This window comes from Streptomyces sp. NPDC048338 (assembly GCF_043201055.1).
Lineage (GTDB): Bacteria > Actinomycetota > Actinomycetes > Streptomycetales > Streptomycetaceae > Streptomyces.
In genome coordinates, this window is record NZ_JBICYQ010000001.1 from 689,409 (window position 1) to 709,141 (window position 19,733).

Here is a 19,733-nt window from a genome sequence, read left to right on the forward strand (position 1 = left end):
GTCACATGGGCCGGGGCGGGTGTCCGGGGCGGGGCGGCGACCTAGAGTCCGGAACATCCCACACTTTTCCGGAGGCTTCCGTGGTTCCCGTGTATCCCGTCCGCACCCGCATACGTCCGGTGCTCGCGGCCGTCGCCCTCAGCGTCTCCCTCACCGCCTGCACGGCCGGTGCGGTGGGCGCGCCCCGGGAGGGGCAGGACGCGAAGCCCGGTGGAGCGGCGGATCGTCCGGTGAAGGTGAGCGTCGTGTCCCCGGCGGCGGGGCGGCCGGTGACGGTGACGGCGAAGGACGGAACGCTGACGTCCGTGAAGGTGGCCGACGAGGACGGCGCGGTGCTCGCGGGGCGCACCGAGGCCGGCGGGGCGTCGTGGGTCTCGGACCGCAAGGCGGTGCCGGGTGCCTCGTACACGGTCGAGGCGACGACGCGCAGCGCCGGCGGGAAGGAGACGACGACCCGGTCGTCGTTCACGACGAAGAAGGCCTCGCTGGTCAACAAGCTGACGCTGGCGCCGGGGAAGAACACGACGGTCGGGATCGGGCAGCCTCTGTCGATCGTGTTCGACCGGCCGGTGGCGAACAAGGCGGAGGTGGAGAAGGAGCTCAAGGTCACCACCTCGAACGGCACGGTCGGCTCCTGGGGCTGGGTGAAGGACTACTCGGGCCGGGACCGGGCGGACTGGCGGCCCGAGGTGTACTGGAAGCCGGGCACCGAGGTGACGCTCGACGCCCGGCTGAACGGGACGGACTCGGGCGGCAGCTGGTTCGTCCGCGACTACCGGACCGGCTTCAGGGTCGGCGACGCGCAGGTGGTCAAGGTCGACCTGGACGCCCACCGGCTCACCGTGGAGAAGAACGGGCGCGCGGTGCGCACCATCCCCGTCTCGGGCGGCACGCCCGGCGGGGACAAGCGGTCCTGGCGGGGCACCGCGGTGCTGATGGCGAAGGAGGGCACGATCAACATGAACTCGGAGACGGTCGGGCTCGGCGACGCCTACGACAAGATGGTCGACTACTCGATGCGGCTGACCTGGTCGGGCATGTACGCGCACGCGGCGCCGTGGAACGCGGCCTACTTCGGCCGGGCGAACCACAGTTCGGGCTGTATCGGCATGAGCACCGAGAACGCCGCCGCCTTCTACGCCATGGTGAAGGTGGGCGACCCCTTCGAGATCAAGGGCGCGGAGACCAAGGGCACGGTGGCCGAGGGCAACGGCTACGGGGCGTGGAACGTGAGCTGGGAGAAGTGGCGGTCGAAGAGCGCGCTGGCGAACTGACGCCCGCGTGAGCGCGCCCGCCCGCGGCGCGGGTCAGCGTTCCCGCATCTCCCACAGCAGGACCTCGGCCTCGGCGGTGGCCAGCAGGGCGAGGTTCGCGGATCCCGTCACCCGGGCCGCGTCGCCGGGGCCGAGCTCCTCGCCGTCGAGGCGGACGGTGCCGCGCACGACGTGCGCGTACACGAGGCCGGCGTCCGGGACCGCGGTCCGTTCGCCCGCCGTCAGGCGCCGGACGTGCAGCATCGAGGCCGCCTCCGGGAGCGCGTACGGCGTGGAGTCGGCGATGCCGCGGACGATCTCGTACGAGGGCTCGCCGCCCGGTTCCAGCGGCGCCAGCCACATCTGGACGAAGACCAGCGGCACTTCGGCGTCGTTGCGCTCCTCGTGCCGCACTCCCCCGGCGGAGCTGAGGCGCTGCACGTCCCCGGGGCGGACGACGGTGGTGTGGCCCGCCGAGTCGTGGTGGGTCAGCTCGCCCTCGACGACCCAGGTGACGATCTCGGTGTGGCTGTGTGGGTGCTCGGCGAAGCCGGCGCCGGGGGCGAGCCGCTCCTCGTTGCAGGCGAGGACCGCGCCGAAACGGAGGTTGTCGGGGTCGTAGTGGCCGCCGAAGGAGAAGGCGTGCCGGGTCTCGATCCCGGCCTCGGGATCGCCCCCGGGGTATCGGTCGCCGGCGCGCTGGATGCGAATCACGGGGCCACGGTACGGGGTCCGGCCGGGGCGCGGGCCCGTCCCCGGCGGACGCGGGGACCGGCCGCGAGGCGGCCGGGACGAGCGGGGCAGGAGACGACCGGGCGAGCGGTCCGGGAGGGCCGGCCGCGTGGGGCGGGAGTCCCGCGGCGAGCGGGAGCGAGGGCGCCGCGGAAGGTGCCGGGCCGTCCCGGCCGGCGGGCCCGGCGGGACGGTGGGCCCGCCGGGCCCGCCGGACCTGCCGGTCGGCGAAACCGCCCCGACCCCGCACGGCGCCGTCCCGATAAGGCAGTCTTGTCCCCGTGTCTGAACCCGCGAACGCCGCTCACCCGCACACCGCCACCCTGAAGCGCCTCGAACAGTCCTCCGGGCGGCTCGCCGCCGACGCCATTGCCCGCATGGACGAGACGCTGCCGTGGTACCGGGCGATGCCGCCCGAGAACCGGTCGTGGATCGGCCTGGTGGCCCAGGCCGGCATCGCCGCGTTCACCGAGTGGTTCCGGCACCCGGAGACCCCTCAGGCGATCTCCACGGACGTCTTCGGGACCGCGCCGCGGGAGCTGACCCGGGCCATCACGCTGCGGCAGACCGTCGAGATGGTGCGCACCACCATCGAGGTCATGGAGGTGGCGATCGACGAGGTCGCCGCACCCGGCGACGAGTCGATCCTGCGCGAGGCGCTCCTGGTCTACGCCCGCGAGATCGCGTTCGCGACCGCCCAGGTCTACGCCCAGGCCGCCGAGGCACGCGGCGCGTGGGACGCGCGGCTGGAGTCGCTGGTGGTCAACGCGGTCCTGTCCGGGGAGGCCGACGAGGGCGCGGTCTCACGGGCCGCCGCCCTCGGCTGGAACTCCCCCGACCATGTCTGCGTCGTCCTCGGCACGGCCCCCGACGGCGACAGCGAGCTGACCGTCGAGGCGATCCGCCGCGCCGCCCGGCACGCCAAGCTGCAGGTCCTCACCGGCGTCCTCGGCGACCGGCTCGTGGTGATCGCCGGCGGCAACGACAACCCCCTCCAGGTCGCGAAGGCCCTGATCGGGCCGTACGCGGCCGGGCCCGTGGTCGCCGGACCCGTCGTCCCCGACCTGCTCGCCGCGACCCGCTCGGCGCAGGCCGCCGCCGCCGGACTCAAGGCGTGCTCGGCCTGGCAGGACGCCCCGCGGCCGGTTCTCGCGGACGATCTGCTGCCGGAGCGCGCGATCGCCTCCGACCCTTCGGCCCGCGAACAGCTGGTGGAGGAGATCTACAGACCGCTGGAGGAAGCGGGCTCGGCCCTCCTGGAGACGCTGAGTGTCTATCTGGAGCAGGCGAGCAGCCTCGAAGGCGCCGCCCGGATGTTGTTCGTCCATCCCAACACCGTGCGCTACCGGCTCCGACGTGTGACAGATGTCACCGGCTGGTCACCCTCCGATGTCCGATCCGCGTTCACGCTGCGAATCGCCCTCATCCTGGGGCGCTTGGCCGACGGTGATCCGCAGTCCTAGACTTTTGTCGAACACCAACAATTCCCCCGACGGTTCTTCGTCCCTGTCCCCACGGGCGCACCGGACCGTCCACAAGAGAGAGTGTGAGGGTGCTCGTACTCGTCGCTCCCGGCCAAGGCGCTCAGACGCCCGGCTTCCTGACTCCCTGGCTCGAACTGCCCGGCGCCGCCGACCGCATCGCGGCCTGGTCCGACGCGATCGGGCTCGACCTCGCCCACTACGGCACGAAGGCCGACGCGGACGAGATCCGCGACACCGCCGTGGCCCAGCCGCTGCTGGTGGCCGCCGGTCTGCTGTCGGCCGCCGCTCTCGGTGACCTGGCCCCCGGCGCCGTCGCGGGCCACAGCGTCGGCGAGATCACCGCCGCCGCCTTCGCCGGCGTCCTCGACGACACCGCCGCGCTGCGCCTCGTACGGACCCGTGGTCTGGCGATGGCCGAGGCCGCCGCGATCACCGAGACCGGCATGTCGGCGCTGCTCGGCGGCGACCCCGAGGTGACCGTCCCGCATCTGGAGAAGCTCGGCCTGACCCCGGCCAACGTGAACGGCGCCGGCCAGATCGTGGCCGCCGGCACGCTGGAGCAGCTGGCCGCCCTGGAGGCCGACAAGCCCGAGGGTGTGCGCCGCGTCGTGCCCCTCAAGGTGGCGGGCGCGTTCCACACCCACCACATGGCCCCCGCGGTCGCGAAGCTCGAGGCCGCGGCCGGCGAGCTGACCGTCGCCGACCCGTCGGTCACCTACGTCTCCAACAAGGACGGCCGGACCGTCGCCACCGGCTCCGAGGTCGTCTCGCGCCTCGTCGGCCAGGTCGCGAACCCGGTCCGCTGGGACCTGTGCATGGAGACCTTCAAGGCACTGGGCGCCACCGCGCTGATCGAGGTGTGCCCCGGCGGCACCCTGACCGGGCTGGCCAAGCGCGCCCTGCCGGGCGTCGCCACGGTCGCCCTCAAGACCCCCGACGACCTCGACGCGGCCCGCACGCTTGTCGCCGAGCACACCGCAGCCTGACAAGGAGTGTCGAGAAGCATGTCGAAGATCAGGCCCAGCAAGGGCGCCCCGTACGCGCGGATCCTGGGTGTGGGCGGCTACCGCCCGGTCCGGGTCGTGCCGAACGAGGTGATCCTCGAGACGATCGACTCGTCCGACGAGTGGATCCGCTCGCGCTCCGGCATCGCCACCCGCCACTGGGCCTCCCCCGAGGAGACCGTGACCGCGATGTCGGTCGAGGCGGCCGGCAAGGCCATCGCGGACGCCGGGATCGCCCCGGAGCAGATCGGCGCCGTGGTCGTCTCCACCGTCTCGCACTTCAAGCAGACCCCGGCCGTCGCGACCGAGATCGCCGACAAGATCGGCGCCGGCAAGCCGGCCGCCTTCGACATCTCCGCCGGCTGCGCGGGCTTCGGCTACGGCCTGACGCTGGCCAAGGGCATGATCGTCGAGGGTTCGGCCGAGTACGTCCTCGTCATCGGTGTCGAGCGGCTGAGCGACCTGACCGACCTGGAGGACCGCGCGACGGCCTTCCTGTTCGGCGACGGCGCGGGCGCCGTGGTCGTCGGTCCCTCCGACGAGCCGCACATCGGCCCCACCGTCTGGGGCTCCGAGGGCGACAAGTCCGAGACGATCAAGCAGACCGTGCCGTGGAACGAGTTCCAGGTCGGCGACGTGTCGAAGCTGCCCCTCAACGAGAAGGGCGAGATCAAGTTCCCGGCCATCACGCAGGAGGGTCAGGCGGTCTTCCGCTGGGCCGTCTTCGAGATGGCCAAGGTCGCCCAGCAGGCGCTGGACGCCGCCGGCATCGCGCCGGAGGACCTGGACGTCTTCATCCCGCACCAGGCCAACATGCGGATCATCGACTCGATGGTGAAGACCCTGAAGCTGCCGGAGAACGTCACGGTCGCCCGCGACGTCGAGACCACCGGCAACACCTCGGCCGCCTCCATTCCGCTCGCCATGGAGCGGATGCTGGCGACCGGACAGGCGAAGAGCGGCGACACCGCGCTCGTCATCGGCTTCGGGGCGGGTCTCGTCTACGCCGCCACGGTCGTTACCCTCCCCTAGGCACACCGGATCTCCCGGAAGCCCCTTACCGAAGCAATCACAGAAGGAGCGCCAACATGGCCTTCACCCAGGAAGAGATCGTCGAAGGTCTCGCCGAGATCGTGAACGAGATCGCCGGCATCCCGGCCGAGGACGTCGAGCTCGACAAGTCGTTCACCGACGACCTGGACGTCGACTCCCTGTCCATGGTCGAGGTCGTTGTCGCCGCCGAAGAGCGCTTCGACGTCAAGATCCCGGACGAGGACGTCAAGAACCTCAAGACCGTCGGCGACGCCGCGGACTACATCCTGAAGCACCAGGGCTGATTCGGTCCTTGCTGATTCGGTTCGCCACCCGGCGGTGGCGCCGTATTTCGACCATCACACACGTGGAGAAAGAATTCCTGTGAGCTCGACCAATCGCACCGTGGTCGTCACCGGTCTCGGCGCAACCACACCGCTGGGTGGCGATTCCGCATCGACCTGGGAAGGTCTGATGGCGGGACGCTCCGGCGTCAAGCCCCTCGAGGGCGACCGCTTCGCCGAACTGCCCGTGCAGATCGCCGCGCCCGCCGCGGTCGACCCGGGCGACGTTCTGCCCCGCCCCCTGGCCCGCAAGCTGGACCGCTCGGCGCAGTTCGCGCTGATCGCGGCCCGCGAGGCGTGGGCCGACGCGGGCTACACCGCGCCCGCCGGCGAAGACGAAACGATCGTGCCCGAGCGGCTCGGCACCGTCATCGCCTCCGGCATCGGTGGTGTGACCACGCTGCTGGACCAGTACGACGTGCTGAAGGAGAAGGGCGTACGCCGCGTCTCCCCGCACACCGTTCCCATGCTGATGCCGAACGGCCCCTCCGCCAACGTCGGCCTGGAGGTGAACGCCCGGGCGGGCGTGCACACCCCGGTCTCGGCCTGCGCGTCGGGCGCCGAGGCGATCGGCTACGCCGTCGAGATGATCCGTACCGGCCGGGCCGACGTGGTCGTGGCCGGCGGCACCGAGGCGGCCATCCACCCGCTTCCCATCGCGGCCTTCGCCAACATGATGGCGATGTCCAAGAACAACGACGCGCCCACCAAGGCCTCGCGTCCGTACGACACCGCCCGTGACGGCTTCGTGCTCGGCGAGGGCGCCGGTGTCGTCGTCCTGGAGTCCGAGGAGCACGCCAAGGCGCGCGGCGCGAAGATCTACTGCGAGGTGCTGGGCCAGGGCCTGTCGGCCGACAGCCACCACATCGCGCAGCCCGAGCCGACCGGCCGGGGCATCGCCGCCGCGATGCAGAACCTGCTGGACTCCACGGACCTGAAGCCGTCCGAGGTCGTGCACCTCAACGCGCACGCCACCTCGACGCCGCAGGGTGACGTCGCCGAGATCAAGGCGCTGCGCCAGATCCTGGGCGACGACCTCGACCACGTCGCGATCTCCGCGACGAAGTCGATGACCGGTCACCTGCTGGGCGGCGCGGGCGGCATCGAGACCGTCGCGACGGTCCTGGCGCTGCACCACCGGACGGCCCCGCCGACGATCAACGTCGACGAGCTGGACCCGGCCATCGAGGCGGACATCGTCCTCGGCGAGCCGCGCCCGCTGCCGCAGGGCACGATCGCGGCGATCAACAACTCCTTCGGCTTCGGCGGCCACAACGTGGTCCTGGCGTTCCGCACGGTCTGATCCGCGGACGGCGCCCGACGCTGACACGAGGCCCCTGCCGGCACCCGCCGGCAGGGGCCTCGTGCCGTCCACGGGCCGCGGGACACCGGCGCGGGCCCGGGAAGACCGCCCGGGCAGGACAGGGCGAAGCACCGCGTCCGACGCCGCGCGCCGCTCCGCCGGGGATGGCGGGACAGCCCTCAGACGACCTGGTGCAGCCAGCGGACCGGCGCGCCCTCGCCCGCGTAGCGGAAGGGTTCCAGTTCGTCGTCCCAGGGCTTGCCGAGCAGCTTGGCGACCTCGGCCTCCAGGTCCGTCTCGCCGCGCACCGAGCGGGCGAGCGCGGCGCGCAGCCGGTCCTCGGGGATCAGGATGTCGCCGTGCATGCCGGTCACGGCGTGGAAGATGCCGAGTTCGGGGGTGGCACTGTAGCGCTCGCCCTCGGCGGTCGGGCAGGGTTCCGCGGTGACCTCGAAGCGGAGCATCTGCCAGCCGCGCAGCGCGGAGGCGAGTCTGGAGGCGGTGCCGGTCTCGCCCCGCCAGGAGAACTCCGCTCTCCAGGTGCCGGGCGACGCCGGCTGACGGATCCAGTCGAGCTGGACCCTCGCACCGAGGACACCCGCGACCGCCCATTCGACGTGCGGGCAGAGCGCGCGCGGTGCGGAGTGAACGTACAGGACTCCACGTGTCGTCACCGGGACCTCCAGTGTGGGACGAGGTTCGCCTTCCCAGCGGCCTCAGTAAACAGCATCGGGAGCAAAACTCCACAAACCCCCGAAAAAGGGACAGCATGTGACGTGATGTAATTTACCGGAGCCGGTTGGCAAAGGTGCCTCTGGTTCGACGGGGGAAAAGCTACCGTGCCGCACCGCCCTTGGGGTGACGTACGGTCGGTCCGGGGGCCGGTGGACACCAAGCTTTCACTCGCCAGGACGCCGAACGGACGCCGGAGGAGAAGCCGAGGCATGCACGCCCGACAACGTTTTCGCACCGTCGTCGCCTCGGCGGTGGCGGTCCTGCTGTGCGCGGGCACCCTGTCCGGCTGCGACGCGGCCCCGCCGGGGGCCTCCGCGCCGTCCCGGTCGGCGAGCCCGAAGCCGAGGCCGACGCCCGTCTGGGACCGCTCCCCCGCCTCGGTGGCCGCCGTCGGCGACTCCATCACGCGGGCCTTCGACGCCTGCGGCATCCTGACGGACTGTCCGGAGGCGTCCTGGGCGACCGGCACGGACGCGGCGGTCGACAGCCTCGCCCTGCGGCTGCTCGGCCCGGAGCGGGTCGCGGGACACAGCTGGAACCTCGCCCGGTCCGGGGCCCGGATGGAAGAGCTGCCGGAGCAGATGGCCAGGGCCGGTGCCCGCGCGCCGGAGCTGGTGGCGGTCATGATGGGCGCGAACGACGCCTGCCGGGAGAGTCCCGAACGGATGACGCCGGTCGAGGAGTTCCGCTCCTCGTTCGAGGCGGCGCTGGCCCGGCTGCGGAAGACCGCGCCCAAGGCGCAGGTGTACGTGTCGAGCGTCCCGGACCTCAAGCGGCTGTGGTCGACGGGCCGGACGAACCCGGTGGGGCGGCAGGTCTGGAAGCTGGGGATCTGCGCCTCGATGCTGGCCGACGCGGAGGACCTGAGCGCGGCCGCCGAGCGGCGGCGCGCCACGGTGCAGGAGCGGGTGGTGGCGTACAACGCGGTCCTGAAGGAGGTCTGCGCGAAGGATCCGCGCTGCCGGTACGACGGCGGGGCGGTGTTCGCCTTCCGGTTCGACGGGGCGCAGCTCAGCCCCTGGGACTGGTTCCATCCGAGCCGGGACGGACAGGCGCGGCTCGCCGAGATCGCCCACCGCCGGGTGACGGCGGAGGCGCCGCCCGCGTAGGGTTCTGGATCATGAGGATCACGCAGGAGCCCTTCGGTTCGGCCGACGGGACGGACGTGCGGCGCTGGACCCTGGAGCGCGGCGGGATCCGCGTGCGGGTGCTGACGTACGGCGGGATCGTGCAGTCGGTGCAGGTGCCGGACCGGGACGGTGTGCCCGGTGACGTGGTCCTGGGCTTCCCCGACCTGACGGGGTACCTGAAGCGTCCGGAGCCCTTCTTCGGTGCCCTGGTGGGGCGTTACGCCAACCGGATCGCGGGCGGGTCCTTCACGCTCGACGGACGGACGCACCGGCTGCCGCTGAACGGCGGGCCGAACTGTCTGCACGGCGGGGAGCGCGGCTTCGACAAGAGGGTCTGGGACGCGCGGGAGATCACGGACGGCGTCCTGCTGTCCCGGGTCAGCCCGGACGGCGAGGAGGGCTTCCCCGGCCGTCTGGAGGTCTCCGCGGCGTACACCCTGGACCCGGACGGGGCGTTGCGGATCGCGTACCGGGCGCGGACCGACGCGCCGACGGTGGTGGCGCTGACGAACCACGCGTACTGGGATCTGGGCAGCGGCCCGCACCAGCTGCGGGTGGCGGCCTCGCGCTGGACGCCGACCGACGCGACGGGCGTGCCGACCGGCACGTTCGCCGAGGTCGCGGGCACGGAGCTGGACTTCCGGGCGGGCCGGCCGCTGTCGATCCCGCTGGACCACAACTTCGTCCTGGACGAGGGCGGTCCGGACGCCGTCGCGGAGCTGTACGCGCCGGACACCGGCCGGACGGTCACGGTGGAGACCACCGAGCCGGGGCTCCAGGTGTACGCCGATCCGAGGCTGGGCGGCGTCGCGCTGGAGACCCAGCACTTCCCGGACTCGCCGAACCGCCCGGAGTTCCCGTCCACGGTCCTGCGGCCGGGCGAGGTCCTCGTCTCGACCACCCGCTTCCGCTTCGGGACGCGCTGAAGCCCCGGGGCGGATGTCAGGTTCCGCCCCGGGACCGCTCAAGGGGGTCGGCGCCGGCGGTCAGATCTCCAGCGTGGCCGTCAGACGCGTGTCGCCGAGCGAATGCGCGGCCCTGACCTCGTACGTTCCGGCGACGAAGGTCCACGCGGACTTCTCCTCGTCCCAGATCTCGAAGGCGCGCCGGGCCAGCGGGATCTCGGCCTCGACGGACGCGCCGGGGCCCGCCTCGACGGACGCGAAGCCGGCCAGCCAGCGGACCGGGCGCTCGACCGTGTCGTCCTGCGGCGCGAGGTAGACCTGCACGACCTCGCGGCCGGGCCGGGCGCCGGTGTTGGTGATCCGGACGCGGGCGGTGTCCCCCGTGACCTCCAGGGCGTCGTACGACCAGGTGGTGTAGCCGAGGCCGTGACCGAAGGGGTACGCGGGCACGGCGCCGGCGCGGTCCCAGGCGCGGTAGCCGATGAAGAGACCCTCCGCGTAGTCGAGGACGCCGCCGGTGGGGGTGACCTCGGTGACGGGTGCGTCGGCGAGGGCGACCGGCCAGGTGGTGGGCAGGCGTCCGCCCGGTTCGGAGGCGCCGGTCAGCACGTCGGCGAGCGCAGCCCCGCCCTCCTGGCCCGGGAACCAGCTGAGGAGGATCGCCGCGACCTCGTCGCGCCAGGGCATCTCGACCGGGGAGCCGGCGTTGACGACGACGACGGTGTTCGGGTTGGCGGCGGCCACGGCCCGTACGAGGTCGTCCTGGCGGCCCGGCAGGGCCAGGTCCGTGCGGTCGAAGCCCTCGGACTCGACGCGCTCCGTCGTCGCGACGACCACGACGGCGGTGTCGGCGGCGCGTGCCGCCTCGACGGCTTCGGCGATCAGTTCGTCGGGGTCACGGCGCGGACCGAGGTGGACGAAGGAGAACATCACGGCCGCCAGCGGGGCCGCGAACTCCTTGTCGAGCGGGTGCAGCAGGGACACCTCGACCGTCTCGCCGGCGGTGAGCGTCACCTTGGCGCGCTCGACGGGAGCGCCGAAGAACGCCTCGAAGGGGTCGGTCTCCGGGCCCATCGTCTGGACGCCCTCGAAGAGGGTCTCGCCCGCGATGCCGAGGGTGAAGGCGCCTAGGCCCCGGGTGCCGAAGGAGTGCTCGCCGCTCTCGCGCGGGGTGAAGCTGCCGACGACCTCGATGGAGGCGAGCGTCTCGTGGGTGACCCCGGCGGGGAGGTCGTCGCCGATCCACTGGACCTGGCCGTTGGGCAGGGTGCCCTCGCCGAGGACGGCTCCCGCGGCGTCGCGGCAGACCGCGCGGAGGGTGAATCCCTGGTCGGCGGGCACGAGTTCGTCGCTCGGGTCGGCGCCCACGGTGTAGGTGAGCGTGCCCGGCGGGAGGGCGTCGGCGAGGCCGTCGAGCGGGGAGACGACGTGGTCGGGGAAGACCTGGGCCGAACCGCCGCCGAGGACGCGGGCGTCGCGGGCGGCGGCGCCGCTCAGGGCGACGGTGCCGGCCGCGGCGAGCGGCAGCGCGTCGCGCTCGTTGCGGACGAGGACGAGGCCCCGGCGGGCGACCTCGCGGGCGACCTCCGCGCCGTCGAGGGGCGCGGGCGGCTCGGTGACGACCGGGGGCGCGCCGTCGAGGGCGCCGACCCGGGCCGCCAGCCGAAGGACGTTGCGGGCTGCCTCGTCGACGGCCGACTCGGCCACCTCGCCGGCGCGGACGGCGGCGGCGAGCGCCTCGCCGTAGACGGTGTGCGGGCCGGGCATGGCGAGGTCGAGGCCGCCCTCGATGTCGCCGACGGTGGACCGGGCGGCCATCCAGTCGGAGACGTTGAGGCCGTCGAAGCCCCACTCGCCGCGCAGGACCTCGTTCACCAGGTGGCGGTGCTCGGTCATCGTCACGCCGTTGACCTCGTTGTAGGCGGTCATGATGCCCCAGGGGTGGGCGTTCTCGACGATGGCCTCGAAGGGGGCGAGGTAGAGCTCGCGCAGCGGGCGCGGGGCCACCCTGTTGTCCACGGTGAAGCGGTCGGTCTCGGCGTCGTTGGCGACGAAGTGCTTGACCGTGGTGCCGACGCCGCCGTCCTGGACGCCCAGGACGTAGCCGGTGCCGATCTCGCCGGTGAGGTGGGGGTCCTCGCTGTAGGCCTCGAAGTGGCGGCCGCCGAGCGGTGAGCGGTGCAGGTTCACTGTGGGGGCGAGCAGGACGTGGACGCCCTTGCGGCGGGCCTCCTGGGCGAGCAGGCGGCCGGCCCGGCGGGCCAGGGCCGGGTCCCAGGACGCGGCGAGGGCGGTCGGCGACGGCAGGGCGACGGAGGGGTCGTCGGCGGTCCAGCGCACACCTCGGACGCCGATCGGGCCGTCGGACATGACGAGGGACGCCAGTCCGATCTCCGGCAGGGCGGGGAGCGACCACATGTCCCGGCCGGCCAGCAGCCGGGCCTTGGTGTCCAGGTCGAGCTGGGCGAGTGCCGCGTCGACGGCCTGTTCGCGAACGGTGTCCGCAGGGGTCTCTGCCACGGCCGTACCTCCTCGTCGAAGTGCTGAGGGGGCCATGGTGACCCGACTCCCTGTAGATCGGTAGGTTACGTTACTTCTTCGTTATCTTGAGATGCCGTACGGTCCTGTGCGACAGGACTTCCACCCAGGGACCCGGGAAGGGGGCCACGGCGATGGTGCGGGCCAGAAGCGAGGAACGGCGGGCGGACATCGTGCGCGCGGCCCTCGAGGTGATCGCGGAGCGCGGCTACCGGGGCGCCTCGCTGGGCGCGGTCGCCGAGCGGGTCGGCCTCACCCAGCAGGGACTGCTGCACTACTTCCCGACGAAGGAGGCACTGCTCGTCGCGGTCCTCCAGGAGCGCGACACCTGGGACACCAGCGGCGGCCGCGGACGGGAGGGGTGGCGGCTCGACCTCGTCGACTCCCTCGTCGAGTACAACGCCATGCGGCCGGGGATCGTGCAGACCTTCTCCGCGCTGCTCGGCGAGAGCGTGACGGACGGGCACCCGGCCAGGGACTTCTTCACCGAGCGCTACACCCAGGTCCGCGAGGAGATGGCGAAGGTCCTGCGGCTGGAGTTCGGCGAACGGCTGCCCGGCGGGCTGACCCCGGAGCGGGCCGCGCCGCTGCTCACCGCGGTGATGGACGGGCTCCAGTACCAGTGGCTCCTGGATCCGGCGGCGGTGGACATGCCGGCGGCGTTCCGGGACTTCCTGCGGCTGCTCGGCCTGGGCACCGCGGACCCCGGGGGTCGCGTGGACGCCGGGGGCACGCACGGCCCGGACGCCGGTGACCCCGGGGACCTCGGGGACGACTGAGGGCGCCGTAGCGGGAGTTGCGATGGGGCCGGGATACTGCCCGGACCCGACGGAAGGACTCCCGTGTCACGGATGCGCCCTGTCTCGCTCTGTCTCGCCCTCGCCGCCACCGCGCTCGGCCTCGGAGGCCCGCCGGCGACCGCGGCGGACACCGCCGTCGCCCCCGTCACCGTGGAGGAGGCCCGGCTCGACCGGGCCGTACCGCGGGAGATCCTGCGCCGCAGCGGATTCGACTCCGTGGCACCGGAGTTCGCCGCCGCGCTCGCGGACACGGGCTCCTACCGGGAGGCCGAGCGCACGGTCGACCGCCAGGGCGCGCGGCTGTGGCGGCGGGCGGTCGACCGGGCCCAGGGACGCGGGCCGGCGACCGGCGACCTGAGCCGGGACGACGACCGTCCGCTGTACTGGGCACGGCTCGGGCTGACCCGCGCCCTGCGCTCCTGGCAGCCCGCCTTCGCGCTCGACGACGCCGCCCGGGCCCGGCTCCTCGACCGGCTCGAACGGTCCTCCCGGGGCCAGGACTCGATCCGCTTCACGGCGGGCCCGGGCGTCAAGCGGGTGCTGCTGACCGGCTTCGACCCGTTCACGCTGGACCGTGACACCCGGATCGGCAACCCGTCCGGCGCCACCGCCCTTGCCCTCGACGGGACCTGGATCCGGACGGCGGACGGCGGCCTCGCGCGGATCGAGACGGCCGTCTTCCCGGTCCGCTGGCAGGACTTCGCCGACGGGACCGTGGAACGGACGCTGCGCCACCGGCTGCCGGAGGCGGATCTGTTCACCACGGTCAGCCAGGGACGGGTCGGCCGCTTCGACCTCGAACGCCACAACGGGGCCTGGCGGGGCGGCTTCCCCGACAACGACGACGTGTCGCGCACGGAGACGGTCCCCGTGACCGACCCCGCGGCACAGCCCCAGTGGACGGCGACGACGCTCCCGTACCGCGCCGTCACGGCGGCGGACACCGGGCGCTTCCCGGTCTACGACAACACGTCGGTGACGGAGATACCGGCCGGGGCGAGCGAACCGGTGGTCAGGCCCGACGGGCCGACGCCCGGCTCCCTGGCCCGCTCGGGCGGCGGCGGGAACTACCTCTCCAACGAGATCGCCTACCGGGCCACCCTGCTGCGCGACCGGCTCGGTCTGGAGGACCTGCCCGGGGGCCATGTCCACACCCCGGTGCTCCAGTTCGGCGCGGACAACGCGGATCCTGCGACGGGGACGGTCACCGACCCCGCGTTCGTACGGAACCGGCTCGACATCATCGCCCAGGTCCGCGCCATCGTCGCCGTCGCCGTCGCCGCCGCCGGGTACGGCCGTCCGGAGGGGCCGGCAGGGCGGTAGGGCGGTTCAGGGGCGCGGGGCGGCCACGGCCTTCCTGGGGCTGCTCCGCGAGACGGCCGACGCCCCGGGCGGGTCCCGGGGTGTCCCGCGGGCCGGGCGCTTGGGATGATGGGGGTCATGATCGTCGCAGCCACCCAGTTCGCCCCGGTCGCCGGGGACATCGACGCCAACGTGCGCACCGCGGCCGGGCTGATCCGGGCCGCCGGGGCGGACGGGGCCCGCGTCGTCGTCTTCGCCGAACTCGCCCTGTCCGGCTACGAGCCGAGCCTGATCCGGGACACCCCCGCACTCGTGCTCGCCGAGGACGACCCCCGGCTCGAACCCGTCCGCGAGGCGTGCCGCGCGGCCGGGGCCGCGGCCGTGGTCAACGGTCCGGTGCGCGCCGCGGACGGCCGGCCGGGCGTCACGTCGCTGGTGATCGGGCCCGACGGCGCGCTGCTCGCGCGCTACGACAAGCAGCACCTGTACGGCGTCGAGCGGGAGGTCTTCACGCCGGGCACGCGGGACGGCCGGTTCGCCCTGGACGGTGTGGGGTTCGCACTGGCCACCTGCTACGACAACCGGTTCCCGGAACTGGCCGAGCGGGCGGCGGGCGACGGCTGCCGGGTCTACCTCGCCAGTTCGGTGCTCTCCGCCGACAACGACTCGTTCGAGAAGGTGTATCCGGCGCGCGCCCGGGACTTCGGCCTGTACGTCGTGCTGGGCAACGTCCTCGGCCGCAACGAGGACGGCGTGGGGTGCGGCGCCGCCGGAGCCTGGGGCCCGGACGGGGAGCGGATCGCGGACGCGGGCGGCGAGGTCGCCGGATACGTCCTGGCGAGCATCCCGGTCTGACACGTGCCGAGGCCGGGCGGCCGGAGAACCGGCCGCCCGGCCAGGGGCGTCGACCGCGGGGAGGCGGTCTCGGCGTCACCCGTCACGGACCCCCCGCCCGTCGACGGGTGCACCCGGCTCCGTCACGGGGCGCTGATGCCCAGCGTGTAGGCACCGGAGCCGCTGTAGGCGTGGACCACGTAGCGGTAGTAGCCGGCGGTCCCGTTGTAGCGGACGTCCTCGTCGGCGCCCTCGGTGCCGCCGACGGCCACATCGGCCCAGTTGGCGCCGTTCCACTTCTGCAGGTACAGGTCGAAGTCGGTGCCCGCCGGGCCGCGGAGGCAGCCCACGTGGGTGCCGGAGGTGGCGGAGTGGTAGTACGAGCCGTCCGGCTGCGCCTGGGCCTGGCCGGAGCCCAGCGTGCCCCGGTAGGTGTACTCGGTGCCGTCGCAGCCGGTGGGCGGTGTGGTGGTGCCGACGCTCAGCTGGTACGTCACCGTGTGGGTGGCGGAGCCCCTTCCGGTCACGGTGATCGGGTAGGTGCCGTCGGCCGTGCCGGCGGCGACCTGGACGGTCATCGTGGAGGAGCCGCCCGAGGTCACCGAGGTGGGACTGAAGGAGACCGTGACCCCGCTCGGCGCGCCGCTCGCGGAGAGCTGGACGGTCTGCGCGCTGCCGCCGGTGGTGGAGGTGTTGACCGTGGAGGTCGCCGATGCACCGGGCTGGACCGATCCGGAGGACGGGTTCAGGGCGAGCGAGAAGTCCGGCGTGGTGGTGCCGCCGCAGTCGGTCTCACCGGACTGGGCCGGTACGGCGACCGCGTTCCAGGCGGCCTTCACCGCGTTGCACTCGGCGCTGCCGTAGGTGTTCTTGGCGCTGGCCAGGGTCGCCTTGCGGGCCGCCAGGTGGTTCCAGGAGGAGGTCTTGCTCAGCAGGGCGCCCATGAAGATCTTGCCGGCCTTCTGGATGCCGATGCCGGTCACGGAGGACGGGCCGCCGGAACAGATGGGGCTGGCGGGCTTGCCGCCGCCCGGGTTGGAACCCTCGGCGAGCAGGTAGAACCAGTGGTTCTGCGGGCCGGCCGCCGCGTGCACCTCGGTGCCGGAGTTCAACTGGGTGTAGCAGTTCGGGTCGTTGCTGTGCAGCGAGGGGTTGTACATGTAGCGGATCGGCTTGTTGTCGCCGAGGAAGTTCAGCTTCTCGCCGACCGTGTAGTCCGGGGTGTCGTTGGGGTTGTTGGCGTAGTGCTCGGTGAGCGCTCCGAAGATGTCGCCGGTGGACTCGTTGAGCCCGCCGTTCTCGTTGCTCGAACCGGAGCTGCCCGGTGTCCGGTCGAATATCTCGTGGCCGTACTCGTGCGCCACGACGTCGATGCCGGTGAGCTGGTTGGTGCCGTTCTGGTTGCGCCCGTAGGTGGTCTTCGTACCGTCGTAGTACGCGTTCACCTCGCTCAGGCCGGCCCGCGCAGGGACCATGCCGCCCTGCCCGTTCTGGCCGTTGTAGCCGAACCACTCCTTGAGCATGGAGTGTTCCTTCTGCGCCGCGTACATGATGTCGACGCAGGCGGTGACCAGGTCGTTGGCACCGCCGTTGCCCCACGGCGAGGAGCCGGTGTAGGCGCTGCCGTTCTGCCCGCCGCACTTGAAGCCCGAGCGGTTCGGGTCGGTCATCGAGGAGGCGGCGGTGTCGATGGTGACGTTGCCGTCGTGGTAGCCGCGCCCGTCGGCGTGCAGGATCTTGTCGGTGGACCGGGCGACGCCGCCGGTCCGTGCGTCGACATAGGTGTCGAGCGCACTCGGGGTGTCCGCCGCGGTCCGGCCGACGACCCGGGTGTGCCAGGTCAGGACGGGCTTGTCGCCCTTGAGCAGCACGGTGAGTTCGGGCGTGCTCGCGCTCTCGACGGTGGCCAGCTGGGCGCGGGCGGTGGCGAGGGCCGCGGCGGCCGTCACCTTCGCCTTCGTGGGGATCCGGATGGCGGGTGCCGGGGCGGCGGCGATGTCGCGGACCTTGCCGGCGCTGTCCGAGAGGACGACGGCGTCCCCGCCGACGACGGGGAGACCGCGGTAGGTGCGCTGGTAGGCGGCGTAGTAGAGCCCGTTCGCCCAGGGGGTGACCGCGGTGCGGACGAGGTCTTCGTCGGCACCGTGGCGCAGCTCGTCGAGCCCGCTGTCCGCGGCCTTGTCGGCGGCGGCGAGAGCGAGGGACTTGCCCTGGCCGGGCGGCACGGGCCGGACCTGCGGGGCCGCGGCGGCGGGGCCGGCGAGGGCGGTCGCGAGGCTCGCCGACAGCGCGAGGGCTGCCACGGCCGCCGTGAGTCTGATGGAGTGCAACGTCTGCTCCGTTTCAGGGTGGGGGAGACGGATCGTCGCGCCGAGTATGGGCGTGGACATGGCCAGTTCGGGACATCCCACCGGTCATAAGACCCGCGTTATGGTGCCGCCGCCGCACCGTGCGTACGCTGCCCGGATGCAGCTGGAGTTGAGGCATCTTGAGGCTGTCTGCCGGATAGCCGACGCGGGAAGTCTGGGGCGTGCGGCGGTACGGCTCGGGGTCTCCCAGCCGGGGCTGTCGGCGCAGCTGCGCCGGATCGAACGGGCGGCGGGCGGCGAGCTGTTCTTCCGCGGCAGGGAGGGTGTACGGCCCACGCCGCTGGGCGAGTTCGTGCTGTCCCGGGCACGCCGGGTGCTGGGCGAGATGGACGCCCTGGCCGCTGGGGCACGGGCCGCCGCCCCGCACCCCTCGCTACGGCTCGGCTGCATCCTCCTCGTGCTCGTCGACGGGCTCATCGAGCAGTTGGAGCCGGTGATGACCGGCCGGGAGATCGCCGTGAGCCTGGAGCACTCGGTGACCACGCTGACGCGGATGCTCGGCGCGGGCCGCTACGACGCGATCGTCTACGGCGAGGTCAACGACCACGAGGTGCCGCTGCCGGACGGCACGCTGGCCCGGACGCTGATCCCGAAGGAGCCGTTCTGCGTGCGGATGTCGGCCGCGCACCGGCTGGCGGACCGGCAGCTGATCTCGCTGGCGGACCTGGCGGGCGAGACGTGGATGACGCTGGTGGAGGACGACGACGGCGGGCCGGAGGCCCTCGTCGACGCCTGCGCGAAGGCCGGGTTCACCCCCTCGCTGCGGTACCGGATCGCGGACCGCAAGATGCACTACGACCTGATCGCCTCGGGCCGCGCGATCTCACTGAGCCAGCCCACGGCGCCGCCGGCGGAGGGCACGGTGCTGCGGCCGCTGGAGGGCGAGCCGATCAACGGCCGGATCCGGCTGGCCTGGAACCGCGCGGCGGTCCCGGCCCGTGACGCGGACCTGCTCTACCGCGCGGCGGCCCTCGCGTACCTCGCGAACGTCGGCCACAACGCCTTCCACCGCACCTGGTGGGAGGCCCGCGCGGAACTGCACCCGGTCCTGGACCCGGTGCCGCAGCCGCTCCCGGACAGCCACCTGTAGCCCGCGGCGCGCGGCGGAATCCGCGGGGCCGGCTACTTGCCGGCGGGCGGCCGGACCGGGGCGGGGGCCGGTGCCGCGGGGCCGATGGCGTCGTCGGCCCCGTCGAGGGTTGCCGACTCCCCCGTCAGCTCGCGTGCCATCAGCGTGGCGCCGGCGACCGCGCCCGGCATCAGGAACACGGCCACCAGCGGGACCAGGAAGGAGAGGGTGAGAGGGACGCCGAAGCCGAGGGCCATCGCCCGGCGGCCCCGGAGCATGGCCAGCCGCTCCTTCAGCTCGACACCCCGGCGCTGGAGTGCGACGGCCGAGAGTTCCTCGGCGAGGAAGAAGCCCGAGACGCAGAAGCCGATCACGGGGACGACCGTCTGGCCGACGACCGGGATGAAACCGCACGCGAAGAGCAGGACGCCGAAGAGCACGACCCGCAGCAGTACCCGCACGCTGTCCCGCGCGGAGATCCACAGTTCGCGCCAGAGCGGGAGGCCGGACTCGGGGACGTCGCCGCCCTCGGCGCGGTCGACCTGCTCGGAGAGGGACTCGTAGAACGGCTGGCCGACCAGCAGCGTCACCGCGGTGAAGGTGATCACGGCGAGGAACAGGCCGAAGCAGAAGACGAGCCCGGTCAGGAAGCCGCGGAAGAGCCCCTGCCAGGGCGAGCTCCAGTCGTCGGCGAACGGCGTCGCCCAGCCGGTGAGGTCGTCGGCGCCGTAGCCGAGGCCGATGAGCGCCCCCGCGTACAGCACGAGCGTCACCAGACCGGGCAGCAGCCCGAAGCCGAACCACCGGCCGTGCCGGCCGACCCACTTCTGGCCTCGCACCAGGTAACGGAAACCCACCCCGAAATCACGCATGCCGATCACCCTATCCGGGGGCTCCGG

At 73.0% G+C, this 19,733-nt stretch carries 17 protein-coding genes; 12 read left to right on the top strand and 5 right to left on the bottom strand.

From position 1 onward, the window contains the following. The first annotated feature begins 89 nt into the window (after window positions 1-89). Window positions 90-1,274 carry an Ig-like domain-containing protein gene (locus ACGFZF_RS03165; RefSeq protein ID WP_393551010.1) on the top strand — a complete coding sequence of 395 codons (1,185 nt, stop codon included), beginning with the start codon at window positions 90-92 and terminating at the stop codon, window positions 1,272-1,274. Window positions 1,275-1,307: 33 nt separating this feature from the next. On the opposite strand, the gene ACGFZF_RS03170 is transcribed toward ACGFZF_RS03165, so the two are convergent. Then, the gene (locus tag ACGFZF_RS03170) at window positions 1,308-1,964 is read right to left on the bottom strand and encodes a pirin family protein (protein ID WP_393551011.1); all 657 of its coding nucleotides are present in this window, start codon (window positions 1,962-1,964) and stop codon (window positions 1,308-1,310) included. A gap of 302 nt (window positions 1,965-2,266) precedes the next feature. On the opposite strand from ACGFZF_RS03170, the gene fasR reads away from it, so the two are divergent. The 5 genes from fasR to fabF all read left to right on the top strand — a co-directional run bounded on the left by fasR (window position 2,267) and on the right by fabF (window position 7,152). Next, window positions 2,267-3,448: a fatty acid biosynthesis transcriptional regulator FasR gene (gene fasR, locus ACGFZF_RS03175; RefSeq protein ID WP_356598448.1), complete on the top strand. Its 1,182-nt coding sequence runs from the start codon at window positions 2,267-2,269 to the stop codon at window positions 3,446-3,448. Between the two features lie 89 nt (window positions 3,449-3,537). After that, complete coding sequence (locus ACGFZF_RS03180) at window positions 3,538-4,455, top strand: ACP S-malonyltransferase (RefSeq protein WP_393550781.1); 918 nt, start codon at window positions 3,538-3,540, stop codon at window positions 4,453-4,455. An 18-nt stretch (window positions 4,456-4,473) separates the two neighbouring features. Then, window positions 4,474-5,505 carry a ketoacyl-ACP synthase III gene (locus ACGFZF_RS03185; protein ID WP_356598452.1) on the top strand — a complete coding sequence of 344 codons (1,032 nt, stop codon included), beginning with the start codon at window positions 4,474-4,476 and terminating at the stop codon, window positions 5,503-5,505. 56 nt (window positions 5,506-5,561) lie between these two features. Continuing rightward, a complete protein-coding gene (locus ACGFZF_RS03190) occupies window positions 5,562-5,810 on the top strand; it encodes an acyl carrier protein (protein WP_356598454.1) in 249 nt (82 codons plus the stop codon). A 79-nt stretch (window positions 5,811-5,889) separates the two neighbouring features. Continuing rightward, on the top strand, window positions 5,890-7,152 hold the full coding sequence (gene fabF, locus ACGFZF_RS03195) for a beta-ketoacyl-ACP synthase II (protein WP_147977855.1): 1,263 nt from the start codon (window positions 5,890-5,892) through the stop codon (window positions 7,150-7,152). Between the two features lie 179 nt (window positions 7,153-7,331). Here the strand turns inward: fabF and ACGFZF_RS03200 are convergent, their stop codons facing one another. Next, window positions 7,332-7,826, bottom strand: a complete 495-nt coding sequence (locus ACGFZF_RS03200; protein WP_147977856.1) for a DUF3145 domain-containing protein — start codon at window positions 7,824-7,826, stop codon at window positions 7,332-7,334. Between the two features lie 270 nt (window positions 7,827-8,096). Between ACGFZF_RS03200 and ACGFZF_RS03205 the strand changes: the two genes are divergently transcribed. Together ACGFZF_RS03205 and ACGFZF_RS03210 are read left to right on the top strand one after the other, a co-directional pair. Further along, a complete protein-coding gene (locus ACGFZF_RS03205; protein WP_393550782.1) occupies window positions 8,097-8,996 on the top strand; it encodes an SGNH/GDSL hydrolase family protein in 900 nt (299 codons plus the stop codon). Between the two features lie 11 nt (window positions 8,997-9,007). Further along, on the top strand, window positions 9,008-9,943 hold the full coding sequence (locus ACGFZF_RS03210) for an aldose epimerase family protein (protein WP_393550783.1): 936 nt from the start codon (window positions 9,008-9,010) through the stop codon (window positions 9,941-9,943). Between the two features lie 60 nt (window positions 9,944-10,003). On the opposite strand, the gene ACGFZF_RS03215 is transcribed toward ACGFZF_RS03210, so the two are convergent. Further along, on the bottom strand, window positions 10,004-12,478 hold the full coding sequence (locus ACGFZF_RS03215) for a beta-glucosidase (RefSeq protein ID WP_393550784.1): 2,475 nt from the start codon (window positions 12,476-12,478) through the stop codon (window positions 10,004-10,006). Between the two features lie 116 nt (window positions 12,479-12,594). Between ACGFZF_RS03215 and ACGFZF_RS03220 the strand changes: the two genes are divergently transcribed. The 3 genes from ACGFZF_RS03220 to ACGFZF_RS03230 all read left to right on the top strand — a co-directional run bounded on the left by ACGFZF_RS03220 (window position 12,595) and on the right by ACGFZF_RS03230 (window position 15,417). Further along, complete coding sequence (locus ACGFZF_RS03220) at window positions 12,595-13,239, top strand: TetR/AcrR family transcriptional regulator (RefSeq protein WP_393550785.1); 645 nt, start codon at window positions 12,595-12,597, stop codon at window positions 13,237-13,239. 72 nt (window positions 13,240-13,311) lie between these two features. Further along, window positions 13,312-14,583 (top strand): pyroglutamyl peptidase, encoded by a 1,272-nt coding sequence (locus ACGFZF_RS03225; RefSeq protein ID WP_393550786.1) that lies wholly within the window; start codon window positions 13,312-13,314, stop codon window positions 14,581-14,583. Between the two features lie 117 nt (window positions 14,584-14,700). After that, the gene (locus ACGFZF_RS03230) at window positions 14,701-15,417 is read left to right on the top strand and encodes a carbon-nitrogen hydrolase family protein (RefSeq protein WP_393550787.1); all 717 of its coding nucleotides are present in this window, start codon (window positions 14,701-14,703) and stop codon (window positions 15,415-15,417) included. Window positions 15,418-15,539: 122 nt separating this feature from the next. On the opposite strand, the gene ACGFZF_RS03235 is transcribed toward ACGFZF_RS03230, so the two are convergent. Further along, window positions 15,540-17,726 (bottom strand): M4 family metallopeptidase, encoded by a 2,187-nt coding sequence (locus ACGFZF_RS03235; protein ID WP_393550788.1) that lies wholly within the window; start codon window positions 17,724-17,726, stop codon window positions 15,540-15,542. Between the two features lie 136 nt (window positions 17,727-17,862). On the opposite strand from ACGFZF_RS03235, the gene ACGFZF_RS03240 reads away from it, so the two are divergent. Continuing rightward, on the top strand, window positions 17,863-18,855 hold the full coding sequence (locus ACGFZF_RS03240; RefSeq protein ID WP_393550789.1) for a LysR family transcriptional regulator: 993 nt from the start codon (window positions 17,863-17,865) through the stop codon (window positions 18,853-18,855). Window positions 18,856-18,887: 32 nt separating this feature from the next. On the opposite strand, the gene ACGFZF_RS03245 is transcribed toward ACGFZF_RS03240, so the two are convergent. Beyond that, window positions 18,888-19,706 carry an EI24 domain-containing protein gene (locus ACGFZF_RS03245; protein ID WP_393550790.1) on the bottom strand — a complete coding sequence of 273 codons (819 nt, stop codon included), beginning with the start codon at window positions 19,704-19,706 and terminating at the stop codon, window positions 18,888-18,890. Window positions 19,707-19,733: the final 27 nt, after the last annotated feature.